This window comes from Nocardia sp. bgisy134 (assembly GCF_057708325.1).
The window spans coordinates 146641-164725 of the sequence record NZ_JBYIRW010000004.1 but is presented as its reverse complement, the minus strand read 5'-3'; the positions used below and the strand labels follow the sequence as shown (position 1 = coordinate 164725).

The window sequence follows — 18085 nt, the reverse complement described above, 5'->3', positions numbered from 1 at the left end:
CGACAGTCTGCCGGGTGCGGTGGTCAGCCGCGGGTTCCTCCGGCGAGTCGCGCGGCGGCGTCGTCCGGGAAACCGAATGTCATCTCGGTTTCGGCGCGCAACGCGGCGGCCCGGTCCATCGACCGGGTGTTGGCGTAGAGCGCCTTGTAGATGCGGTTCGAGCCGGGCGAGTTCGCGGCGATGCGGGCGGCGAGATCGGCGACGTGCCGGTCGAGCTCGGCGTCGGGCACGCAGTGGTCGACCAGCCCGATGTCGGCCGCCTCGGCAGCCGAAAGCCTGCGGGCGGTGAAGCTGAGTTCCTTGGCCCTGGACATGCCGACTCGTTCGGGCAGCCGCACCGACATGCCCCACAGCGGAACGAGCCCCCACTGGCTGTGCGTGTCACCGAGCTGCGCGGATTCGGCCGCCACCAGCAGGTCGCAGCCGAGGGCCAGTTCCAGGCCGCCGGTGAAGCAGTGCCCGTGGATCTTGGCGATGGTGGGTTTCGGCAGGGCCTCGAGCAGTCCGATGGTCTCCGCCTCGCGGAACCGGTGCGCGAGCGCGTCGCCCTCGGCGAGCGCGGCCAGATCGTGTCCCGCGCAGAAGGATCGGCCCGCGCCGGTGAGCACGACGACGTGCACGGTGTCGTCGGCGGCGAGCGTTTCCAGGTGGGTGCGCAGTCGGTCGAAGGAGTCGGCGGTGAGCGCGTTGAGCTTGTCGGGCCGGTTCAGCGTCACCGTGGCGATCGCGCCGTCGATCGAACAGAGAACCAGGTCGTCGCTCATGCCTTCGCCTCGCTCGCTCATGGGTCACCTCCGTGTTCACACCGCCGTGCACGCCACGCCGGCGTCTGTCGCACCCTAGTCGGCGTGTTCGTGTGCGGAAGGCCGCGGGCGGGACCGCGCGGGAGGGGATTTCACGAACTTCAGGCCGACGACGCAGGCGATGATGCCCGCGAGGAAGCCGATCTTGCCCGCCGAGACGGTCTCGGCGCCGGTGGCCATGGCATAGCCGACGGTGAGTGCCGCGCCGACGCCGATCCAGACCGCGTAGGCCACGCCGATCGGGATCCGCCAAGTGGCCAGCGCCAGCCCGATCATGCTGGCGGCCAAGGCGATTCCGAACCCCGCGGTGGGCGCCGGTCGCGAGAACCCGGCCGACATGCCGAGCGCGGTCGCCCACACGGCCTCGAACACCGCGCTCACGGCATCTCAGCTCACCGCCTTCTGGCCCGCGACGCAGCCCACCAGCCCGCACAGCAGCAGCGTGCGCCCCAGACTCGCCCGCTCCTTGCCGGTGACCACGGCCCACACGACCGTGAGCACCGCGCCGACGCCGACCCACACCGCGTAGGCGGTGCCGGTGGGCAGGCTGCCCATGGCGAACGCGAGGCCGAGCATGCTGGCGGCGAGCGCCGCCGCGAAAACGAGGGTGGGAACGAGACGCCGGAAACCGCGGGACTCGGCGAGCGATGCACCGCGACGTTGCCTTCGATGCCGGCGTGGCGTCTATCGAGACTCGGTCGCGTCGGCGAGCCGGGCGCGCAGGGCGAGCGCGTCGCGCGGCGCCATCACTTTCGCGTCGTTGTCGAAATAGGCGTACACGTCCCCGGCGCACGCCCACGCACGGATCTTCTCGGCCCACATGTCCAGTCCGGCATTGGTGTATCCGCTGACGTAGAGCTCGTCGTGCCCGTGCAGCCGGACGTACACGAAGTCCGCGGTGACGTCCTCCAGGAGTGGATACTTGCCCGCCGCGTCCGCGACGACGAGTGCGATTCCGTGTGCGCGCAGCAATTCTGGGAACTCCGGCGTGACGAAGGTGGGGTGCCGGATCTCGAGCGCGTGGCGCAGCGGGCGGTCCGCGTCGATGGCGGTGTGGGCCGGGCCGACGCGGTGATCGTGACGGCGCGCGATGTCGGCGGCCCGCGCGGTGCTGTGTGGCAGGTGTGCGAAGAACTCGGCGAGCAGTTCCGGGTCGAACGGCATGGTCGGCGGCAGTTGCCAGAGGATCGGGCCGAGCTTGGGGCCGAGCGCGAGCACGCCGGAGGCGAGGAAGTTCGCCAGCAGCGTGTCGCCGTCGCGCAGCCGCTTCATGTGGGTGATGAAGCGGCTGCCCTTCACGGCGAACACGAAGTCGTCGGGTGTCTGCGCGGCCCAGCGCAGGTAGCTCGACGGTCGCTGTAGCGAGTAGAACGATCCGTTGATCTCGACGCTGTTCAGTCGCTCGGCGAGGTAGGCGAGTTCGAGCCGCTGGGTCAGCCCTTGCGGATAGAACACGCCGCGCCACGGTCGATACACCCATCCAGAGGTGCCGATCCGGATGTCGCCCATGGCATCCATGGTGGCATCCGTTGCGCAGGAGCGTGCCGGACAAGCGCGATCCGAACGCGGAGGGCGGACGTGCCGGGGGCGGTTGTGAGCCGGAAATCCGTACGCGGCAATATCTCCGAGGGTTCGGCGGCCCGTGGTTCGGGTACGTCATGGTCGGATCATTCGCTTTTCAACAGAGTTCAATCGGAGGAATCACATGTCGAAGGTCGATGCCGTGCGGCTGTCGAGCGTACTGGGCATCGATGTGGCGCAGGCGATGCTGCGGCTGCGCAACGAACGCTATCCCGCGGAGACCGAGCACGACACCTGCCTGCGCCTCATCGCCGAGGACGCACAGCGCAGGCGTTACGGCGCCTGAAGCGCGCTCGTCGTGGCCGATGGCAGGGTCGGCTCGGACAGTTCCGCCGGCCGGATTTCGGATCGACGCACGATTCACTCGCACTCCGGCCCGCACTTGCCGCTGACACTCGGGTGGCCGTGCACACACGGCCGCACCGAGAACCTGATCAGCGCCTCGCTCAACGCGCCGACATCGCCGAGGGTGCCGTCGTCGATACCGCGGGCGATCTCGGCTTCCAGTTCGATCACGCGCACCAGCACGGTCAGCAGCGCGGCGTGGCCCGGTATCCGCCGTTCGGCGTCGCCTGCGAGTTCTTCGGCGATGGTCTGGGCACGGCGCAGATCGCGCACCGCGCCCAATGGGTCGCGGCGGCGGACCGACAGCCGGGCCTGATTGCGCAGCTGGTCGATGTCGTCGAGGCGAGGTCCGAGGTGCGGGAATTCGGGTGACATCACGGTGTCCTCACTAACTGCGTCGATGCAACGGGGGCTCCGGTCGGTGAAGGATGATCTGGTTCGGCGGCGTGCAGTGCATATCGCCTCCCGGTCCGCCGCTGTGACATCGCGGCGTGGCGCGCGCGGCAGTGGGTAGTTCCGAACACGGAGCACATCGACGACCCAGGAAGGCGGTGGCGATGACCAGCGCACAGCTGCTCACCGACGGATACGAGCGGGTCAAGGAGGTGGTGCACGAGGCCGTCGACGGGCTCGGCGAGGACGCGCTGACCTTCCGGATCGATCCGGGCGCCAACACGATCGCCTGGTTGATCTGGCATCTGACCCGCGTCCAGGACGACCACCTCGCCGACGTGGCGGGCACCGAGCAGGCGTGGACCGCGCAGGACTGGCACGGCCGTTTCGGCCTGCCGCTCGACGAACGGGCGACCGGCTACGGCGACGGCCCCGACGACGTCGCCGTCATCCGCGCCCCCGCCGAACTGCTGAGCGGCTACTACGACGCCGTCCACGAGCGAACCCTCGCGTTCGTGCGCGACCTGTCCGACGAGGACCTGTCGAAGGTGGTCGACGTCCGCTGGGACCCGCCGGTCACCCTCGGTGTGCGTCTGGTCAGCGTGATCTCCGACGACCTCCAGCACGCCGGTCAGGCGGCGTTCCTGCGCGGAGTGTTCGACCGGACGAGGTGAAACCCCGTCAGGGCCGCGTGAATCTGCCGAGACCATCGGCGTCGAAGTACTCGAGGGTCAGGGTGTTTCCGGCGAACGTGGCGCGCGAGACCGAGCCGGTGGTGGCGTTCTCGCCGCTCGGGGTGAACACGAAGGTGTCGCCGTCCCAGTGGCGCAGCGGGAAACGCATGTCCTTCGGCCCGAGGGTGAGGATGAGCGAATCGCCTTCGGTGGTGACCGTGGCAGGCCCGTAGTACGGGTTGTCGTAGCGACCCGCGTAGGACGGCAACGGCTGGGCGGGTACGGGCTGAGCAGGTGGCGTCGCGCCCGCCAGACCGCCGCTCGGCTTGCTGAACGGGGCGAACGCCTCGCGGTAGAGCGCGCGCCAGTCCTCGCGGACGGTGCCGAACTGGACGAGGTCGGCGAATTCCGCGTTGAGCGTTTCCGGCACCCCGATCGGCGCGGCGTTGGTGAGCGTCACGATGCCCACGTTCGCGGAGGGGATCAGGGTGAACGCGGTCGCGGCGCCGAGATCGAAAGCGCCCGAATGCCCGAGCACCACCCGTCCCGCCGGGGAGACCCCGACGTTGAAGCCGTAACCGTAGAACCCGGCGCGCGAGTCGAAGGTCTTCGGCGGCGCCGACACCGCTTGCGGCGACACGGCCGGTTGCAGCGCGTCGGGCGCGAGGAACGGCCGCCCGCCCGCTGCTCCGTCGGCGAGCACCATCGCCATCCATTCGGTGAGATCGTCCACCGACGAACTCACTCCGCCCGCGGGGGACTGGGCGTCGGGCTGACGGGGCGGGTCGGCGACCCGGTACGTGCCGTCGACGAGCACGTGGCCGTCGGCGCGATCGGCGCGGGCGCGGAAGTCGCTGTACCGCGAGCTGGTCGAGCCCATGCCGAGCGGCTGGTAGATCTCCTTGTCCGACAACGATTCCCAGTCGGTGCCCGCGGCCTCGGCGACCGCGACGGCGGCGGCGGTGAGTCCGAAATTGGTGTACGCGTAGGAGTCGCGGAACGGGTCGAGCGGCAGGAGCCGCAGGCGCTCGAGCACTTGATCCCGGTCGTAGCCGAGGTCCTCGAGCAGGTCACCGGCGTGATCGGGCAGACCGGACCGGTGCGCGAAAAGGTCTCCGACGGTCACCTTCTCGGTGACGTACGGATCGTTCAGCGCGAACGAGGGCATGAGCTCGCGCACCGGCGTATTCCATTGGACGGCGCCCGTGGCGACCTGTTTGGCGACGACGGTCGCGGCGAGCGACTTCGACACCGACGCCAGCTGGAACACCGTCTCCGGGCCGACCTTGGCGTCGGAGCCCACGGCGCGCACACCGAATCCCTTGCGGTACACCAGTTTTCCGTCGTGGACGACGGCGACGGCGAGTCCGGGAATGCGCGAGGACTGCAACAGGCTCTCGGCGAGCCCGTCCAGGCGCTGCACCGCCTGATCGATCTGTCCGTCGGGAATCGTCACCCCGGCGACCTGATTCGGCATCTCGGGCGAGGTGATAGCGGGGGACTCGGGTGCGGGGGCGTCGACGCAGCCGCCGACGAGCAGTCCCGCGGCCAGCAGCGCCGCGAGACCCGGAATTCTCCGCCGATCTCTCCGCACGGCCACTCCCGGGGGTCGTCTTCGACACAAACCCACCCTAGAGCGTAGATCAACCGATCTTGTGGTGGAAGCCCGCCGGATCCAGGGGTTGTTTGCCGCCGCGGGTTTGGCGGTAGTCCTCATCCGAACCAAGGACCGTCGGCGGGCACGTCCGGCTGCCGACCCGCGGAGAGGAGCTTCGATGAGCCGGCTACCGAAAGACCGCCGCGACACCAGGCGGCGCACCGCCGCGGTGCGCGGCGCATCCACCTTGATCGCGGCGGCGGTGTGTCTCGCGCCGGTCGCGGGCACGGCGACCGCGGCCGATCCGCCGGTACTCGGCGGCGGCTCTGGCATCGTCGTCGGCAATCAGGCCCAGTGCACGCTCACCGCGATCGGTCACGACCGCGCCGGACGGCTGGTGGGTCTCACCGCCGGGCACTGCGGTGCGCCGGGTGCGACGGTGCTGGCCGAATACGATCCCAATTACGGCGTGGTCGGCAGGTTCGCCCACTCCGATCCCGTCCTGGACTACGCGGTCATCGAATTCGACGCCGACCGCGTCACGCCGGTGCGGCAGCTGGGCGATATCGCGATCACCGGTATCGGCGCGCCCGCGCGGTTCCCGGCGGTCGTGTGCAAGAAGGGCCGCACCACGGGAACCACCTGCGGCGTCGCGTGGGGCGCCGTCGGCCCCGCGACCGAATCCTGGACGCAGCTGTGCGTGCTGGAAGGCGATTCCGGCGCGCCGGTGCTGATCGGCTCCACTCTCGTCGGCATGGTGAACGCCTACCTCGGGGTGGGTTGCTTCGGCCCGGAAGTGGGTACCGACATTCATGCGGTGGTGACCGACCTGAATGCGCGCGGAGAGGTCGGCGCGGGTTTCCAGCCGATCTGATCGGTTCGCGCGGCCCGGCTCTCGACGAGCCCGCCGGGTGTTCATCGTTGTCCGAGGACAGCGATGTGAGAGACGGTCTCTCGCCCGCCGCGGCAGCGTGCGCGAAGTGAATCACCGATCTGGATGAGTCGCTCCCCAATCGGTGCCGACTTGTACGAGACCACAACAGATTACGGATGAATCCCACTAGTCAAGTGACGCATGAATCGCAACTCGATCCGCTCCGGTTTGGGGTTGGTCACAATGACCGGACACTCAACCGGGGGTGTTTGCCGAATTCACGCCACCGAATCGCCTCGATGGTTGCCGGTCGATACCGTGGGGGCACATCTGGAGGAAGAGGAAGCAGAATCCACATGGGCTCCAACAACGCCGAGGACGACGGCAAACCGGCTCCGGTGCGTGACTTCGGCACGGCGATCCGCATGGGCCTGGATCTCGCCCTGGCGTTGGTGGAGGATGCCGACCCGTCGCTGGACGCCATGCTGCGCACCCTCGAGCGCAACGCCGCGCTGTGGGCGCTGGACGGCGTGCCGATCGACGAGATCCAGCACGCGGTCCACGAGGGCGTCAAATCGGGGCTCGCCCAGTTGCGCGACGACGCAGGCCCGGTGCTGGACTGTTTGCTCGTCGTCGATCTGCTCGACATCATGACCTCGACCGTGTCGCGGGCGTACCTGACGGCCGATCGCGCGACGCGCGGCACTGCACGCTAGGCGGGCGAGGCGCGGCCATTACCCGCCGGGTAATCGTGCGACGCCCGGACGGTTCGTAGGATCGACGGGGTGAGTACTCGGACGGCGGGCGATCTGCTGCGGCACTGGCGTCTCGAGCGTCGATTGAGTCAGCTCGAGCTGGCCGGTCGCGCCGAAACCTCCGCGCGCCACCTCAGTTTCATCGAGACCGGGCGCGCCACCCCCAGCCGCGCCATGCTCGCGCACCTGTGCGATCACCTCGACATTCCGCTGCGGGAACGCAACCGCCTGCTGCTGGCGGCCGGCTACGCCCCCGCTTACGCCGAACCGACCATGGACACCCCCGAGATGGACGCGGTGCGGCAGGCGATGCGACAGATCCTGGTCGGCCACGAGCCCTACCCGGCGCTGGCCATCGACCGGGACTGGAACATGGTCGATGCCAATGCCGGTGTGGCCGTGATGCTCACCGGCATCGACTCGCGGCTGCTGACCGCGCCGGTGAACGCGCTGCGGCTGAGCCTGCACCCCGGCGGCCTCGCGCCGCGGATCGTCAATCTCGCCGAATGGCGCGGGCACCTGTTCGCCCGGTTGTCCCGGCAGATCGAGGTCACCGGCGCGCCGGACCTGGTCGCGTTGCGCGAGGAACTGCGCGGCTACCCGGGCGGCGAGACCGAGGTCGCGCTCCCGGAACCGGATCAGGCCGCCGTTCCGCTGCGGCTGCGCCACGACGGCGCGGAACTGTCGTTCCTGTCGGTCACCAGCGTGTTCGGCACGCCGATGAACGTCACCGTCGCCGAACTCGCCATCGAATCGTTCTTCCCCGCCGACGCGGAAACACGGAAACGTCTGAGCGCGTTGGCTTCCTGAGGATTGCGCCGTCAGCCGGTCAGCGCGGCGCGTGCGGTGGCGAGGGTCTGCGCGCGGTAGCCCGCACCAAACAGCGCGACGTGCACCAGCAGCGGATGCAACTGGTGCAGCGGAACCCGCGACCGCCAGCCCGCCGCCAACGGACAAGCCCGCTCGTAGGCGGCCAGGATGCGGTCCAGATACGGTGCGCCGAAAAGCGCGAGCATGGCCAGATCGGTCTCCCGGTGCCCGCCGTGCGCCGACGGATCGATCAGCACCACGCCCGCCTCGGTCCAGCGCAGGTTGCCCGACCACAGATCGCCGTGAATGCGGGCGGGCGACTCCGGCGGCCCCGCCAGCTCCTCGACCGCGTCGATCACCCGCTCCAGCAGCCGCACCCCGTCCGCGCCGAGCACGTCTGCGGTGCGCGCCACGAACGGGCGCAGCCTGCGCTCGGCGTACCAGCGCGCCCACGGCCCCTCGCTCGGTGTGTTGTCCAGCGGCAGCTCGGCGATCCACCCGGGCCACGGCGCCCCGAAAGCGCCCGGCGAATCCGCGTGCAGCAGCGCGAGATCCCGGCCGAAACGGTCCGCCGCGGCGGGGGAGGGCGCGGCATCGGGCAACCACGGCAGCACCAGCATCCCGCCACCGGCGGCCAGCACCGTCGGCACCAGCGCGGGGTTTCCCGCGCCGAGCCAGCGCAGGCCCGCCGCCTCCGCCGCGAACACCCCGGCCCGGTCCGCGGCGGCCTTGACGAACACGATGCGACCGTCGTCCAGCTCGGCCCGGTGCAGCGTCCACCCGTGACCCGACCCGAGATCCGTCACCGCACGGACCCCGACACCCAGCGACTCACCCAGCCGCTCCGCGATGCTCACCGCACCACGGTATGCCCCTCAGGACGCGGTGCGCGCGATGACGTGTTCGGCGAACCGGGACAGGTTCGCGATCTTCGTGTCCAGGCTCTCGGTGTCCTGGTCGCGGGTGTACGGATTGCGGAAGCCCACGATGACATCGGTGACGCCCTTGTCCTCCAGACGCTTCACGCCGTCGACGGTGAAACCGTCCAGCGAGATGACGTGCACCTCGAAATCCTTGCGCGTCCCGTACTCGGCCCGCAGCGCGTCCAACTCGAGCAACAGCCGATCGAGTTCGGCGGGGTCGCCGCCCGCGTGCATCCAGCCGTCGCCGCGCTGGGCCGCCCGGCGCAGGGCCGGACCGCTGTGCCCGCCGATCAGGATCGGGATCGGCTCGGTGGGCACCGGATTGATCTTGATCGGCGGCAGGTCGTAGAACTCGCCGTGGTACTCGAAGTAGCCGCCCGCAGTGAGTCCGCGCACGATGTCGACGCACTCGTCCATGCGCGCGCCGCGCTTCTCGAACGGCACGTCCATGATCTCGAAGTCGTCCGGCCACGGGCTGATCCCGACACCGAGACCGAACCGGTTGCCACTCAGCGCCGCCACCGACGCCGCTTGCTTGGCCACCAGCACCGGCGGGCGGATGGGCAGCTTCAGCACGAACGGGGTGAACCGCAGCGTGGTCGTCGCGGCCGCCATCGCCGCCGACAGCACGAACGCCTCGATGAACGGCTTGTCCTCGAGGAACTCCCGGCTGCCATCGGGGGTGTAGGGATAGGTGGCGTCGGAATCGCGCGGATAGGCGACGCTGTCGGCCACCGCCATCGACGTGTACCCGGCCGCCTCGGCGGCTTGCGCCAAAGGCACGTAGTAGGACGGGTCGGTCATCGTCTCCGCGTACGTGAACCGCATGGGACCAGCCTTCCTGCTCGGTCGTCGCCGGGCAACGGGTCGTCGGTGAGCGCGGTACGCCCACGCGAACATCTCCCAGCCAATTAATCACTGGTGCTTAACAAGGTCAAGACTCGGGTTCAGTACAGTGGGTGTCCATGCAAGCCGAGGACTCGCGCGCCGCCCTCCTCGCCGCGGGGGAGCGGCTCATCGCCGAACGCGGCGTCGACGTCCCGCTGCGCGACATCGCCGCCGCCGCGGGCCAGCGCAACAACTCCGCCGTCCACTACTACTTCGACTCCCGCAACGGACTCATCGAAGCCATCGTCGAGCGCCGCATGAACCGGCTCGAACAACGCCGCATGAACATGCTCGCCGCCCACGAAGCCGACGGCACCGGCACCGACCCGCACGCCCTGGTCGGCATGCTGGTCGGCCCCATGCTCGAACTCGTCGGACAAGACCGCACCAGCCACTACGGGCGCTTCCTCGAAGTCGTCCGCACCCACCCCGTCATCGCCGACGCACGCCGCCTCGCAGGCGCCGACCGCGCCGCGGTCCGCATCATCGCCACCCGCCTCGACACCGCCCTCCCGCACCTCGAGCCCCGCCAACGCCGCCGGCGCATGGAAACCATGACCACCGTGCTGTTCGCACTCGTCGCCGACTACGAACGCGCACTCCAGGACGGCACCCGCACCCCACACCTCGACGACGACACCGCCGAGATCGCCGACATGCTCGTCGCGATGCTCACCGTGCCCCCGCGCTGAGATCCCGTGCTCGGGCGTCGCGCGCCCGGCTGGGGTCGGTGCCGGGACACACGTCTTCTCCTACGACCACGGCAAAGTGCGGCAAGAGTTCTCGATCTGCCTGCTCGGGCGACCGGTGAGCGGTGAGCTGACGGTCTCGGACGAGCCGCACGAGGTCGCCTGGGAAGCGAACCCTTTCAGCCGGACCCGCGCGCAGAGCACGACGTCGCTCGCGCGATCATCGAGCCACGCCGCCTCGGCCGCGGAACACCTTGCCGATCGACCGGCGCCTCCGGTGCCGCCATCGCGCAGTGATCTCGCCAGACCCGCCCCAGAATCCGCGGCCGCATCACACACCACCTCGCCGACCACCGGCGAACGAACACACGGCGGGCCGACCGACCGCCCACCACAACCCCCGATACCGCTCCATGACCGTCAGCATCACCGATGCCGCACGCCGCCGGAAGCGTAGGACTACTCAACCCTCCCGCGCACGCCGCGTCAATTCCACTGTCGCCGCCCGCAAGCCATCGATCCCATCGAGCCGCTCCGCATAACCCACCCGGGTCCGCGCCACCCCGCGCGGCGACTCGACCCGCAAATCCAGCCCGTACCGATCCGCCCGCTCACACCGCGCCGCCGTCGCATCCGGATAACCGCCGAGCGCCCGCGCCATCGACAGCAACGCATCCGCGTGATCGTCGTTCAGATGCGCGATCGCCCGCGCCGCCACCGGCGCCACCGGATCCGGCTCCGCCGCCAGATACTCCGCACCCGTCGCCGAATCCATCCGCCCGTACCCGCCGACCCATCGAACCCGCCGAACCCGCAACACCCACAGCGCGAAATCGCTGTAATCGACATACATCCGCGCTGCGGGCACCGCCACCACATGCGCCTCGCGCGCCGCCGCCAGCTCCGCGTCCACCGGCCGCTCCACCACGCCCGCCACCGTGATCCGCGAACCCGCCAACGGATCCGCGGGCAGCTCCGGCGCCACGATCGACAGACTGGCCCGCGGCTCGGCCGCCAGATTCCGCCCGTGCTCGGCCATCCGCGACACACACAGCACCGGCGCACCGTCCAACAGCCCGTACGTCACGAACGACGCCCACGGCGTCCCGTCCTCGCTCGAACTCGCCAACGTCGCGATATTCGTCGACGCCGCAACCGTTCTCGCCTCCTCCGCCGCCGACGGACGCACCGGATTCACCACCGGACCGAGCGGGCCGGGCATCGACGGCGTATCCCCGGGATCACCATGATCGAGAGTCATGGCCACCAGCGTGCCATGCCGAAACGCCGTCGACGGCACAACCAAAGCAACCCAACACCCACGCGCCGCCACCCGATGCGTGAGGATGGGCGTCGTGACCCGATACGCATTCGACGCCGACCGCAACGCACTCGTCGCCATCTGGGCGACCGGACGCGGCGACCAGGCCCAGACGGTAGCCATGCTGCCGCCGACAGCACCCGAGCTGGCAACGGATTTGGCGTCGAATCTGACCACGCTGTCGCGCTTCCACTGGCGCACCTACACCCACCCCGCTGCCGCCGCAGGCGACCCCGAGGTCCCCGACAGCGAAGCCTGGCGCCGCGCCGAAGAACGCCGAAACTTCACCGTGGTGGAGAGCGGGCTGCGCAACCCGAACCTGCCCACCGAGGCAGGTCTGCTCGTCTCCTACAGCGGCGTCGTCGAATCCGCCCACCGCGTCGGCCGCTGCCTGCACAGCATCGACACCGCCGAGCTCACCGAAACCATCGTCACCGAGATCCATCGCGAACAGGCCGCCATCGAAGCCGCCGAACTCGGCGACCTCTCCGGCCGCGCCCGCCAAGCCGTCGAACTCTCCCGCCCCGACGTCTCGCCCGCCCAGGTCCACGCCGCCGACGCACTGCTGCGCACCGACCCGCTCGGCGCACCCGAACTGTTCACCGAACTCGACCCCGCCTCGGCCTCCGTCGCCGCCGCCCACTGGCTGCACGCCGCCGCCGAGATCGCGGGCGAACTCGCCGACCTCCCCATCACCGACGTCATCGCCGAAGCCGACGAGATCGAAGCCATCCCCGTCGCGACCCCCACCCTCGTCCTGGAACGACTCGACAGCGGCGAAACGGCCACCGACATCGTCGTCGACCTCATCGCCGAAGCCGTCGCCGTCTCCGAAGGCCACCTGCCCGCCCCGTGGGCCGTCGTCGCCCGCGTCGCCGAACTCGAAGAGCACGCCCGCCGCTACGAGATCGACAACGCCACCCGCGCCGCCCTGCTCGCCGAATTCCGCGTCAGCAGGCTCGATCCCGCCCGCCCGGCACTCGACCTGCTAGAAGACCTGCTCGACGGCATTCGCGGCTGCCTGCTGCTCTACGCGGCCCACCACGACGACGACACCGACATCGAAGACCGCTTCGCCGCCGACGTTCGCCGCGCCGCCGACACCCACTCCGAACGGCTCTTCTGAACCGGTCTCACCCCGCCCGGCCCGGACCGAGGGCCGCGGCGGGCGCACCGCCGAGCCAACGACACAACGCGGCGTACACCGCGTCGTGATTCAACAGGGCGAAATGATGTGCGCCCGGCACGTGCAGACCGTTGTCCTCCGCGAAACCGAGCCGTCTGGCCCGGCTCCGGCCCGCGCCGCTCGGCGTCAGCACCAGCCCGTCACCGATGAACCGGCCGAGCGGATGACGCGGACTCCGCGTGAACGACGCGGTCACGAAGTAGTGGTCCGCACCCTTCAGCAGCGGAACCTCCCGCACCGCACGCCGTTTCAGCGCGTCCGCGTCCACACCGCGCCAATCCTCGTCCACCAGCGAGCCGTGCCGCAGATCCCGGATCCCCGCGCTGCGCCGCCGTAGCATCCGGCCCACCGGACGGGTCTCCGGCAACCACACCAGCGCCGCCGACAACCGATGCACCACCTGCTCCAGCGGTGCACCCAGATGTGGCGAACCAAGACACACGATCTGGCGCACCAGCCGCACCCATGCCCGATTCTGCTCCGCCGCATCGAAACACGCCGCTCGCGCGATCAACCCGCCCATCGAGTGCCCGACCAGCGAGATGCGCCGCACCGGCACCGGCCAGTGCTCGACGAGCCGCTGCATCAGATCGGCGAACTCCCGGGCGTTCTCGGAAATGTGCAGCCCGCTGTTGTAGCGCACCTGCACGCACGCGCACCCCAGGTCCGTTGCCAAGCGCTCGGCATAGGTCGCCCGCCCGCCCCACCGCCACGCGTGCTCCGTCTCGACCAAGCCGTGCAGGAACACCACCAGATGATCGCGCGGCGGCACATGCTTGGAGATCGACTCCGGCGCAACGGGATTGCCGTCCACCCGGAACGTCATCGGACCGGCGAGGATCGGCGTGCCTTCCTCGAGGCTGTCGCCGATCAGGCCCTGCAATGCCGCCAGGAATCCCGCACCCCATACGGTGCGGGACGGGGGAGCGCCCGGCAGGTCCGCCGCTCGTTCGCCCACCGCGCCCGCGGTCATCGCCGCACCGCCGACGATCCGGTACACGCCGTCGGTGATCGCGTCGTGCACCACCTTGACCGGCTCCGCGGCGGGTCCGACACCCAAGCGCACGGCCGCGAACACGCGATCCGACACCGCCCGATGGATCGTCGCGATGCCGTCCACCGCGCCACCCAGTTCGTCGCCCGCCAAACGGGCCAGGGCGCGAACCTCCGCCCGGCGCTGCGGGATTCTCTCCGACATGCATTCAGTGTACATATGTGCACTGAATTCTGTCGCGGGGAGTGTTCAGCTCGGCACGCGACTGACGGCGACGGCCGACTCCGTCAAACTGCCCAGATACAACGTGCCGTCGTGTTCCACCACCCCGGTGACCATCGAGAAATCCGCGCCCTCGCCCTGGAGATCGTGCACGACCGTCCCGTCGAAATCGACCGCTTGCACCCAGACCGTGCGCGGCGGTTTCGGGTGCGCCCATGCCGGCAGCGACCACACCACGCGGCGCAGCACGCCCGGCAGTGGAAGCAGGCGGTCCAGTAGGGGATCGCGCGGGGCGGGCAACGTGATCCAGACCAGACCATCGCTACCTAGCGCCATATTGTCCGGGAAACCCGGCAGGTTCTCGATGAGCCGATCGTGAGCGCCCGCCCGCGGCCCGGTGAGCCAATAGCGGGTCACACGATACGCGCCGGTCTCGGCCACCAACACGCAGGAGCGATCGGGGGCGAGCACCACGCCGTTGGCGAATTGCAGCCCGTCGAGGAGGGTTTCGACCTTGCCCGACGGGTCGAGCCGGAACAGGCGGCCGGTGCCGGAGTGCTCCAGCAGATCGCCCATCCACTGGTCGAGGGGATAGCGGCGCGAGGACGCGGAGAAATAGATGGTGCCGTCGACATCGCGAACCACATTGCTGGCGAACGCGAGTCGCTCGCCGTCGATCTCGTCGACGAGTACCTCGAGCGCGCCGTCGGGGTCCATGCGCAGAAGTCCGCGCGCGAAATCGCAGATCAACACGGAGCCGTCGGCATCGGCGTGCAGTCCGAGCGGGCGGCCGCCGGTGTTCGCCACTTCGCGCACCGACCCGCCGGCAGGGTCGATGCTCACGATCGCGCCGTTCTCGAGGCCGGCGATCACCCTTCCGTCCGGCGTGCGCACCACGTCTTCGGGTGCTGCGCCGGGGAGTTCGATCCTGGTGACCGGCGGCAGTGGGGGAGTGCTGCGTTTCTCGCGCGCCCTCTCGGGGGCGGACGGCGGAGTCCAGCGGTGCGGTTGCATGGTCGAGCCTGCGAACATGGCGGCCAGCGTATCCGCGGCGGAGCCGGAATAGCTGAAGAATCTAGTACGGAAAACTACATCTCGCTATGGAGATATGCGCATCTAACCATGGGACATCGATAGCCCTTCAGCGCCCGGCAAGCCGGGCGAAGCAAGGACAGGGAAGGGGGGTGCCATCCGGACGCGGGTGGATTCGACGCTGTGCCAAGCCGAATCCACCCGCGTCGAATGTCAAGCGTTGGCGGCGGCCATGTCTCGTGCGTCCTTCTCCGTCGCCACGGCCGGCGCGCGGCGTCCCGGGATGGCGAGGGCGGCGAGGGCCGCGACTCCGCACCAAGACGCGCCGGGCCAACCGGCCACCTCGATCGCAGCGCTTACATCGTGCTGTGCCGGTTGCAGGTGCAGGGTCCGATGTCGGTGGGGGAGTTGAGTGATGCCTTCGGGTTGGACACCTCGACACTGCACCGGCAGACGACCGCGATGATGAAAGCCGGTCTTATCGAACGCATTCCCGATCCGGAGGGCGGGATGGCCCGCAAGTTTCGCGTCGCAGCCGAAGGGGAGCGACGTCTCGAGGAGGAGCGCGCGTACAACGTCGCGGCGCTGGAGGCCGTCCTGAGGGAGTGGTCGGCGGCCGACGTGGCGGCTTTCGCCGGACGACGGCCTTGGCCTCGGCCGTGAAGGTCTGATAAAAGATACCGATATCTAGATATGCATATCGATCTATATTGCAACCCTGAAGACGGGCAACTTCTTTCGACCTCTTACGACTTGAAAGACGCATAGACGAGGGGAGTGGTGGGTCACCGTGGCGACCCACCCGTTCCGCTACGGACTCGTGGTGAACACGTGCCACAGCACGCCGAGCGTGGCTACCGCGAACAGCGGTGTGAGAATCCAGGTTTCGAGCTTGTTCCCGGTTCGTTCGATGATCGGCAGGCGAGTACGCAGCTTGAACGGCCAGAACAGCCGGCAGCCGCGGTCGGTGAGGCAGTCGCCGACGAGGTGGGCGAAGGCGCCGAGGCCGACGCAGAACGGCAACCAGGCGGGCCGGTCGCTGATCCAGTTGTCCATCGCGAAGGTGCCCGCGGTGGCGAGGACGACGACCGTGCCCCACGAGCGGATTCCGTCGCCCGGCGGGTACAGGTGCAGGGCCCGCACCGCCAAGGCGAGCAGGAAGAACACGAGTGCGAGGGTGAATCCTCGTCCGATCCAGTGCATTCCGGCCCAGGTGCCGTACGCGGCCACGATCACGAACGCAAAGGAATGGGTGGCCTGCCGGTGTCCGCCCGCGACGGTCGAGATGACTTTGCAGAGGAAATAGGAGAGTGGGCCGAGCACATGCGCGATCGTTCCTTTGGGATGGTCGGCATCGGGCAGCAGCGCCGCGCCCGCGGTCAGGAAGACGCCGAGGAGGATGTCGACCGGTCCCAGCCGAGCCTCGCTGGTCTGCAATACCGGATAGGTCAACGCCGCGAGAGGCAGCGTCGCCGCCGCCACCGACCAGGCGAGCGCGCCGCTGGTCGCATGTGAATGTCCAAGCACCGCTTGGAGGTTAGTTGAACGGGTGACCACACGGCGTAATCGGACTGTCCGCCAGCGGATTGGCATGCTCGGCCGGTGCGCGTTGTGCGGCGCGAGTGACGGGCGCGGTCGAGGGCCTCGGGTGGGTGTGCAATGTTCGTGGAGCGGCACGATGTACGGGTGCATCGAGCATGTCGTTGTCGGTTCGAGCACGAGGCCCGGGGTGTTGGGCGAGAGGGCGCAGTGGCGGTTTGGGGGTCACGCTTCACGGGTGTTACTTGACATAATGTCGATTATCGGCGCGAGAACGGCGTCGGGGGAAGGGGTTCGGTCGCCGTCGAATGTCGTTGATTTGCTTGCTGTTGCGTCTCGTGTCCGGCGCTCGTCGGCATCCGCCGTTTCTCGTAATTCCTGAGGTGTGACTCTGTGTCACGGAACGTCGCCGTTGTCCCCTCGGCGCATCTTTCTACGGCCGTAAATTTTCCGACGATCGTCGGAATCATTCTAATGTCTTGGAAATTGCCAAGATTTGGCTCGAAAGGCTACTTCCCCGCCCTGTGGCCAGCCGGTCTAATAACGTCACAGTGACAAAAAACGCGTTCGGCGTTGATGATTCGTCGGTTCGGATGGCGAAACCTGCGCCCTCGAATTCCGGCGAGGACCTGTTCGACGGTGTCGCTGGGCGCGGTGGGGACAGCACGGCAGGCGTGCGCGGCGGCTGCGGTCGCGTGACACCAATGCCGCTCTGATTTCCGTTGTCGCTACAGCGTGGTGCTCTCGGTGGTCTGCGAGGCGGGGGTCGGAAGATGCTGCGCGCACACCGCTTCGACGAACTCCCCTACCGTCTCATCGGGCATTCGTCGCGCCAGATCGGCTTCGGTGATGATGCCGACGAGGCGTCCGTGCTCGGTGACCGGTAGCCGCCTGATCTGGTGGCGCTCCATGACAGCGAGCACATTGCCGATGTCCTCGCCCGCCTCGACGGTGTGCAGTCCCTCGATGCCCTGAGCCAGCTCGCCCGCGGTCGTGGTGTGGGGCGAGTGGCCCATTGCGAGGCATTTGACGACGATGTCGCGGTCGGTGACTATGCCGACGGGGCGCCCCTCTCCGTCGCAGATCGGCATCGCACCCACATCCAGTTGGTGCATCCGCTCCGCCACGGTCTGCATGGTGTCGCGCACGCTGATACAGGCCGCGCCGGGATGCATGATCATCTGTGCCGTGGTCATCGATATCTCCTGTCGTTCGCGTCGAGGTTGTGTCGGCAGTCGCCCACCGGCGCGCCGCACGGAAACCGCCCTCACACATCCGGGGCGAGGCATCGGCTCGCAGTCGGTCGAATCGGGAAGCAACCTCGATTCGACCAAGCTTCTGCCGTGCGGCGCAAGGGCCCGCCGACCCGACTGCGAGGGCCGTTCGTCTCTGCTGCCGGGACCGGTCGACGTCATGGGTGCAGGCTGCGGGAGAACAGTCACTGTCATCAGCCGAGCGT

General features: G+C 69.0%; 20 protein-coding genes and 1 pseudogene. 8 read left to right on the top strand and 13 right to left on the bottom strand.

The features are described 5' to 3' along the window. Positions 1–23: 23 nt before the first annotated feature. The 4 genes and pseudogenes from AC3ERS_RS09685 to AC3ERS_RS09670 form a co-directional block, all read right to left on the bottom strand. Entirely contained in the window at positions 24–785 is a 762-nt protein-coding gene (locus AC3ERS_RS09685) for an enoyl-CoA hydratase/isomerase family protein (RefSeq protein ID WP_431965715.1), read from the bottom strand. Positions 786–839: 54 nt separating this feature from the next. Beyond that, complete coding sequence (locus AC3ERS_RS09680) at positions 840–1184, bottom strand: DMT family transporter (RefSeq protein ID WP_431965713.1); 345 nt, start codon at positions 1182–1184, stop codon at positions 840–842. 6 nt (positions 1185–1190) lie between these two features. After that, positions 1191–1439, bottom strand: a pseudogene (locus AC3ERS_RS09675) (DMT family transporter); the annotation flags it as partial. 48 nt (positions 1440–1487) lie between these two features. Beyond that, positions 1488–2312, bottom strand: a complete 825-nt coding sequence (locus tag AC3ERS_RS09670) for a DUF72 domain-containing protein (protein WP_431965711.1) — start codon at positions 2310–2312, stop codon at positions 1488–1490. Positions 2313–2508: 196 nt separating this feature from the next. Here AC3ERS_RS09670 and AC3ERS_RS09665 point away from each other — a divergent pair, with 196 nt between their 5' ends. Further along, positions 2509–2670 carry a hypothetical protein gene (locus tag AC3ERS_RS09665; protein WP_157119503.1) on the top strand — a complete coding sequence of 54 codons (162 nt, stop codon included), beginning with the start codon at positions 2509–2511 and terminating at the stop codon, positions 2668–2670. Positions 2671–2744: 74 nt separating this feature from the next. Here AC3ERS_RS09665 and AC3ERS_RS09660 read toward each other — a convergent pair whose 3' ends face one another. Then, complete coding sequence (locus AC3ERS_RS09660) at positions 2745–3104, bottom strand: hypothetical protein (protein ID WP_431965709.1); 360 nt, start codon at positions 3102–3104, stop codon at positions 2745–2747. Positions 3105–3286: 182 nt separating this feature from the next. On the opposite strand from AC3ERS_RS09660, the gene AC3ERS_RS09655 reads away from it, so the two are divergent. Beyond that, positions 3287–3796 carry a mycothiol transferase gene (locus tag AC3ERS_RS09655; RefSeq protein WP_431965707.1) on the top strand — a complete coding sequence of 170 codons (510 nt, stop codon included), beginning with the start codon at positions 3287–3289 and terminating at the stop codon, positions 3794–3796. Between the two features lie 7 nt (positions 3797–3803). On the opposite strand, the gene AC3ERS_RS09650 is transcribed toward AC3ERS_RS09655, so the two are convergent. After that, positions 3804–5390, bottom strand: coding sequence for a serine hydrolase (locus tag AC3ERS_RS09650; RefSeq protein ID WP_431965705.1), 1587 nt, complete (start codon positions 5388–5390; stop codon positions 3804–3806). 181 nt (positions 5391–5571) lie between these two features. Between AC3ERS_RS09650 and AC3ERS_RS09645 the strand changes: the two genes are divergently transcribed. The 3 genes from AC3ERS_RS09645 (at position 5572) to AC3ERS_RS09635 (ending at position 7832) form a co-directional block, all read left to right on the top strand. Next, positions 5572–6267: a S1 family peptidase gene (locus tag AC3ERS_RS09645; protein WP_431965703.1), complete on the top strand. Its 696-nt coding sequence runs from the start codon at positions 5572–5574 to the stop codon at positions 6265–6267. Between the two features lie 356 nt (positions 6268–6623). Beyond that, positions 6624–6983 carry an RsbRD N-terminal domain-containing protein gene (locus tag AC3ERS_RS09640; protein WP_431965701.1) on the top strand — a complete coding sequence of 120 codons (360 nt, stop codon included), beginning with the start codon at positions 6624–6626 and terminating at the stop codon, positions 6981–6983. Between the two features lie 69 nt (positions 6984–7052). Beyond that, a complete protein-coding gene (locus tag AC3ERS_RS09635) occupies positions 7053–7832 on the top strand; it encodes a helix-turn-helix domain-containing protein (RefSeq protein ID WP_431965699.1) in 780 nt (259 codons plus the stop codon). Between the two features lie 11 nt (positions 7833–7843). On the opposite strand, the gene AC3ERS_RS09630 is transcribed toward AC3ERS_RS09635, so the two are convergent. Continuing rightward, positions 7844–8689 carry a fructosamine kinase family protein gene (locus tag AC3ERS_RS09630; RefSeq protein ID WP_431965697.1) on the bottom strand — a complete coding sequence of 282 codons (846 nt, stop codon included), beginning with the start codon at positions 8687–8689 and terminating at the stop codon, positions 7844–7846. A gap of 18 nt (positions 8690–8707) precedes the next feature. Beyond that, positions 8708–9583 carry a TIGR03619 family F420-dependent LLM class oxidoreductase gene (locus tag AC3ERS_RS09625; protein ID WP_431965695.1) on the bottom strand — a complete coding sequence of 292 codons (876 nt, stop codon included), beginning with the start codon at positions 9581–9583 and terminating at the stop codon, positions 8708–8710. Positions 9584–9720: 137 nt separating this feature from the next. Here AC3ERS_RS09625 and AC3ERS_RS09620 point away from each other — a divergent pair, with 137 nt between their 5' ends. Next, on the top strand, positions 9721–10335 hold the full coding sequence (locus AC3ERS_RS09620; RefSeq protein ID WP_431965693.1) for a TetR family transcriptional regulator: 615 nt from the start codon (positions 9721–9723) through the stop codon (positions 10333–10335). A gap of 460 nt (positions 10336–10795) precedes the next feature. Here AC3ERS_RS09620 and AC3ERS_RS09615 read toward each other — a convergent pair whose 3' ends face one another. Continuing rightward, positions 10796–11593, bottom strand: coding sequence for a HugZ family pyridoxamine 5'-phosphate oxidase (locus AC3ERS_RS09615; protein WP_431965690.1), 798 nt, complete (start codon positions 11591–11593; stop codon positions 10796–10798). 94 nt (positions 11594–11687) lie between these two features. Here AC3ERS_RS09615 and AC3ERS_RS09610 point away from each other — a divergent pair, with 94 nt between their 5' ends. Continuing rightward, entirely contained in the window at positions 11688–12779 is a 1092-nt protein-coding gene (locus AC3ERS_RS09610; protein ID WP_431965688.1) for a hypothetical protein, read from the top strand. Positions 12780–12786: 7 nt separating this feature from the next. Here AC3ERS_RS09610 and AC3ERS_RS09605 read toward each other — a convergent pair whose 3' ends face one another. Together AC3ERS_RS09605 and AC3ERS_RS09600 are read right to left on the bottom strand one after the other, a co-directional pair. Beyond that, on the bottom strand, positions 12787–14037 hold the full coding sequence (locus tag AC3ERS_RS09605; RefSeq protein ID WP_431965686.1) for a lipase family alpha/beta hydrolase: 1251 nt from the start codon (positions 14035–14037) through the stop codon (positions 12787–12789). A 45-nt stretch (positions 14038–14082) separates the two neighbouring features. Then, a complete protein-coding gene (locus AC3ERS_RS09600; RefSeq protein WP_431965684.1) occupies positions 14083–15087 on the bottom strand; it encodes an SMP-30/gluconolactonase/LRE family protein in 1005 nt (334 codons plus the stop codon). 210 nt (positions 15088–15297) lie between these two features. Here AC3ERS_RS09600 and AC3ERS_RS09595 point away from each other — a divergent pair, with 210 nt between their 5' ends. Further along, the gene (locus tag AC3ERS_RS09595) at positions 15298–15750 is read left to right on the top strand and encodes a MarR family winged helix-turn-helix transcriptional regulator (RefSeq protein ID WP_431966161.1); all 453 of its coding nucleotides are present in this window, start codon (positions 15298–15300) and stop codon (positions 15748–15750) included. A 147-nt stretch (positions 15751–15897) separates the two neighbouring features. Here the strand turns inward: AC3ERS_RS09595 and AC3ERS_RS09590 are convergent, their stop codons facing one another. Both AC3ERS_RS09590 and AC3ERS_RS09585 read right to left on the bottom strand, forming a co-directional pair. Further along, positions 15898–16614, bottom strand: coding sequence for a metal-dependent hydrolase (locus tag AC3ERS_RS09590; protein ID WP_431965682.1), 717 nt, complete (start codon positions 16612–16614; stop codon positions 15898–15900). 740 nt (positions 16615–17354) lie between these two features. Next, complete coding sequence (locus tag AC3ERS_RS09585) at positions 17355–17822, bottom strand: CBS domain-containing protein (RefSeq protein ID WP_431965680.1); 468 nt, start codon at positions 17820–17822, stop codon at positions 17355–17357. Positions 17823–18085: the final 263 nt, after the last annotated feature.

What these genes read in the sequence shown, in the direction of transcription:
- AC3ERS_RS09670 (WP_431965711.1), bottom strand. Translation starts at nt 2,312, where the DNA reads ATGGGCGACATCCGGATCGGCACCTCTGGATGGGTGTATCGACCGTGG.
- AC3ERS_RS09655 (WP_431965707.1), top strand. Translation starts at nt 3,287, where the DNA reads ATGACCAGCGCACAGCTGCTCACCGACGGATACGAGCGGGTCAAGGAG.
- AC3ERS_RS09645 (WP_431965703.1), top strand. Translation starts at nt 5,572, where the DNA reads ATGAGCCGGCTACCGAAAGACCGCCGCGACACCAGGCGGCGCACCGCC.
- AC3ERS_RS09660 (WP_431965709.1), bottom strand. Translation starts at nt 3,104, where the DNA reads ATGTCACCCGAATTCCCGCACCTCGGACCTCGCCTCGACGACATCGAC.
- AC3ERS_RS09615 (WP_431965690.1), bottom strand. Translation starts at nt 11,593, where the DNA reads ATGACTCTCGATCATGGTGATCCCGGGGATACGCCGTCGATGCCCGGC.
- AC3ERS_RS09605 (WP_431965686.1), bottom strand. Translation starts at nt 14,037, where the DNA reads ATGTCGGAGAGAATCCCGCAGCGCCGGGCGGAGGTTCGCGCCCTGGCC.
- AC3ERS_RS09595 (WP_431966161.1), top strand. Translation starts at nt 15,298, where the DNA reads ATGTCAAGCGTTGGCGGCGGCCATGTCTCGTGCGTCCTTCTCCGTCGC.
- AC3ERS_RS09585 (WP_431965680.1), bottom strand. Translation starts at nt 17,822, where the DNA reads ATGACCACGGCACAGATGATCATGCATCCCGGCGCGGCCTGTATCAGC.
- AC3ERS_RS09625 (WP_431965695.1), bottom strand. Translation starts at nt 9,583, where the DNA reads ATGCGGTTCACGTACGCGGAGACGATGACCGACCCGTCCTACTACGTG.
- AC3ERS_RS09685 (WP_431965715.1), bottom strand. Translation starts at nt 785, where the DNA reads ATGAGCGAGCGAGGCGAAGGCATGAGCGACGACCTGGTTCTCTGTTCG.
- AC3ERS_RS09600 (WP_431965684.1), bottom strand. Translation starts at nt 15,087, where the DNA reads ATGTTCGCAGGCTCGACCATGCAACCGCACCGCTGGACTCCGCCGTCC.
- AC3ERS_RS09640 (WP_431965701.1), top strand. Translation starts at nt 6,624, where the DNA reads ATGGGCTCCAACAACGCCGAGGACGACGGCAAACCGGCTCCGGTGCGT.
- AC3ERS_RS09620 (WP_431965693.1), top strand. Translation starts at nt 9,721, where the DNA reads ATGCAAGCCGAGGACTCGCGCGCCGCCCTCCTCGCCGCGGGGGAGCGG.
- AC3ERS_RS09665 (WP_157119503.1), top strand. Translation starts at nt 2,509, where the DNA reads ATGTCGAAGGTCGATGCCGTGCGGCTGTCGAGCGTACTGGGCATCGAT.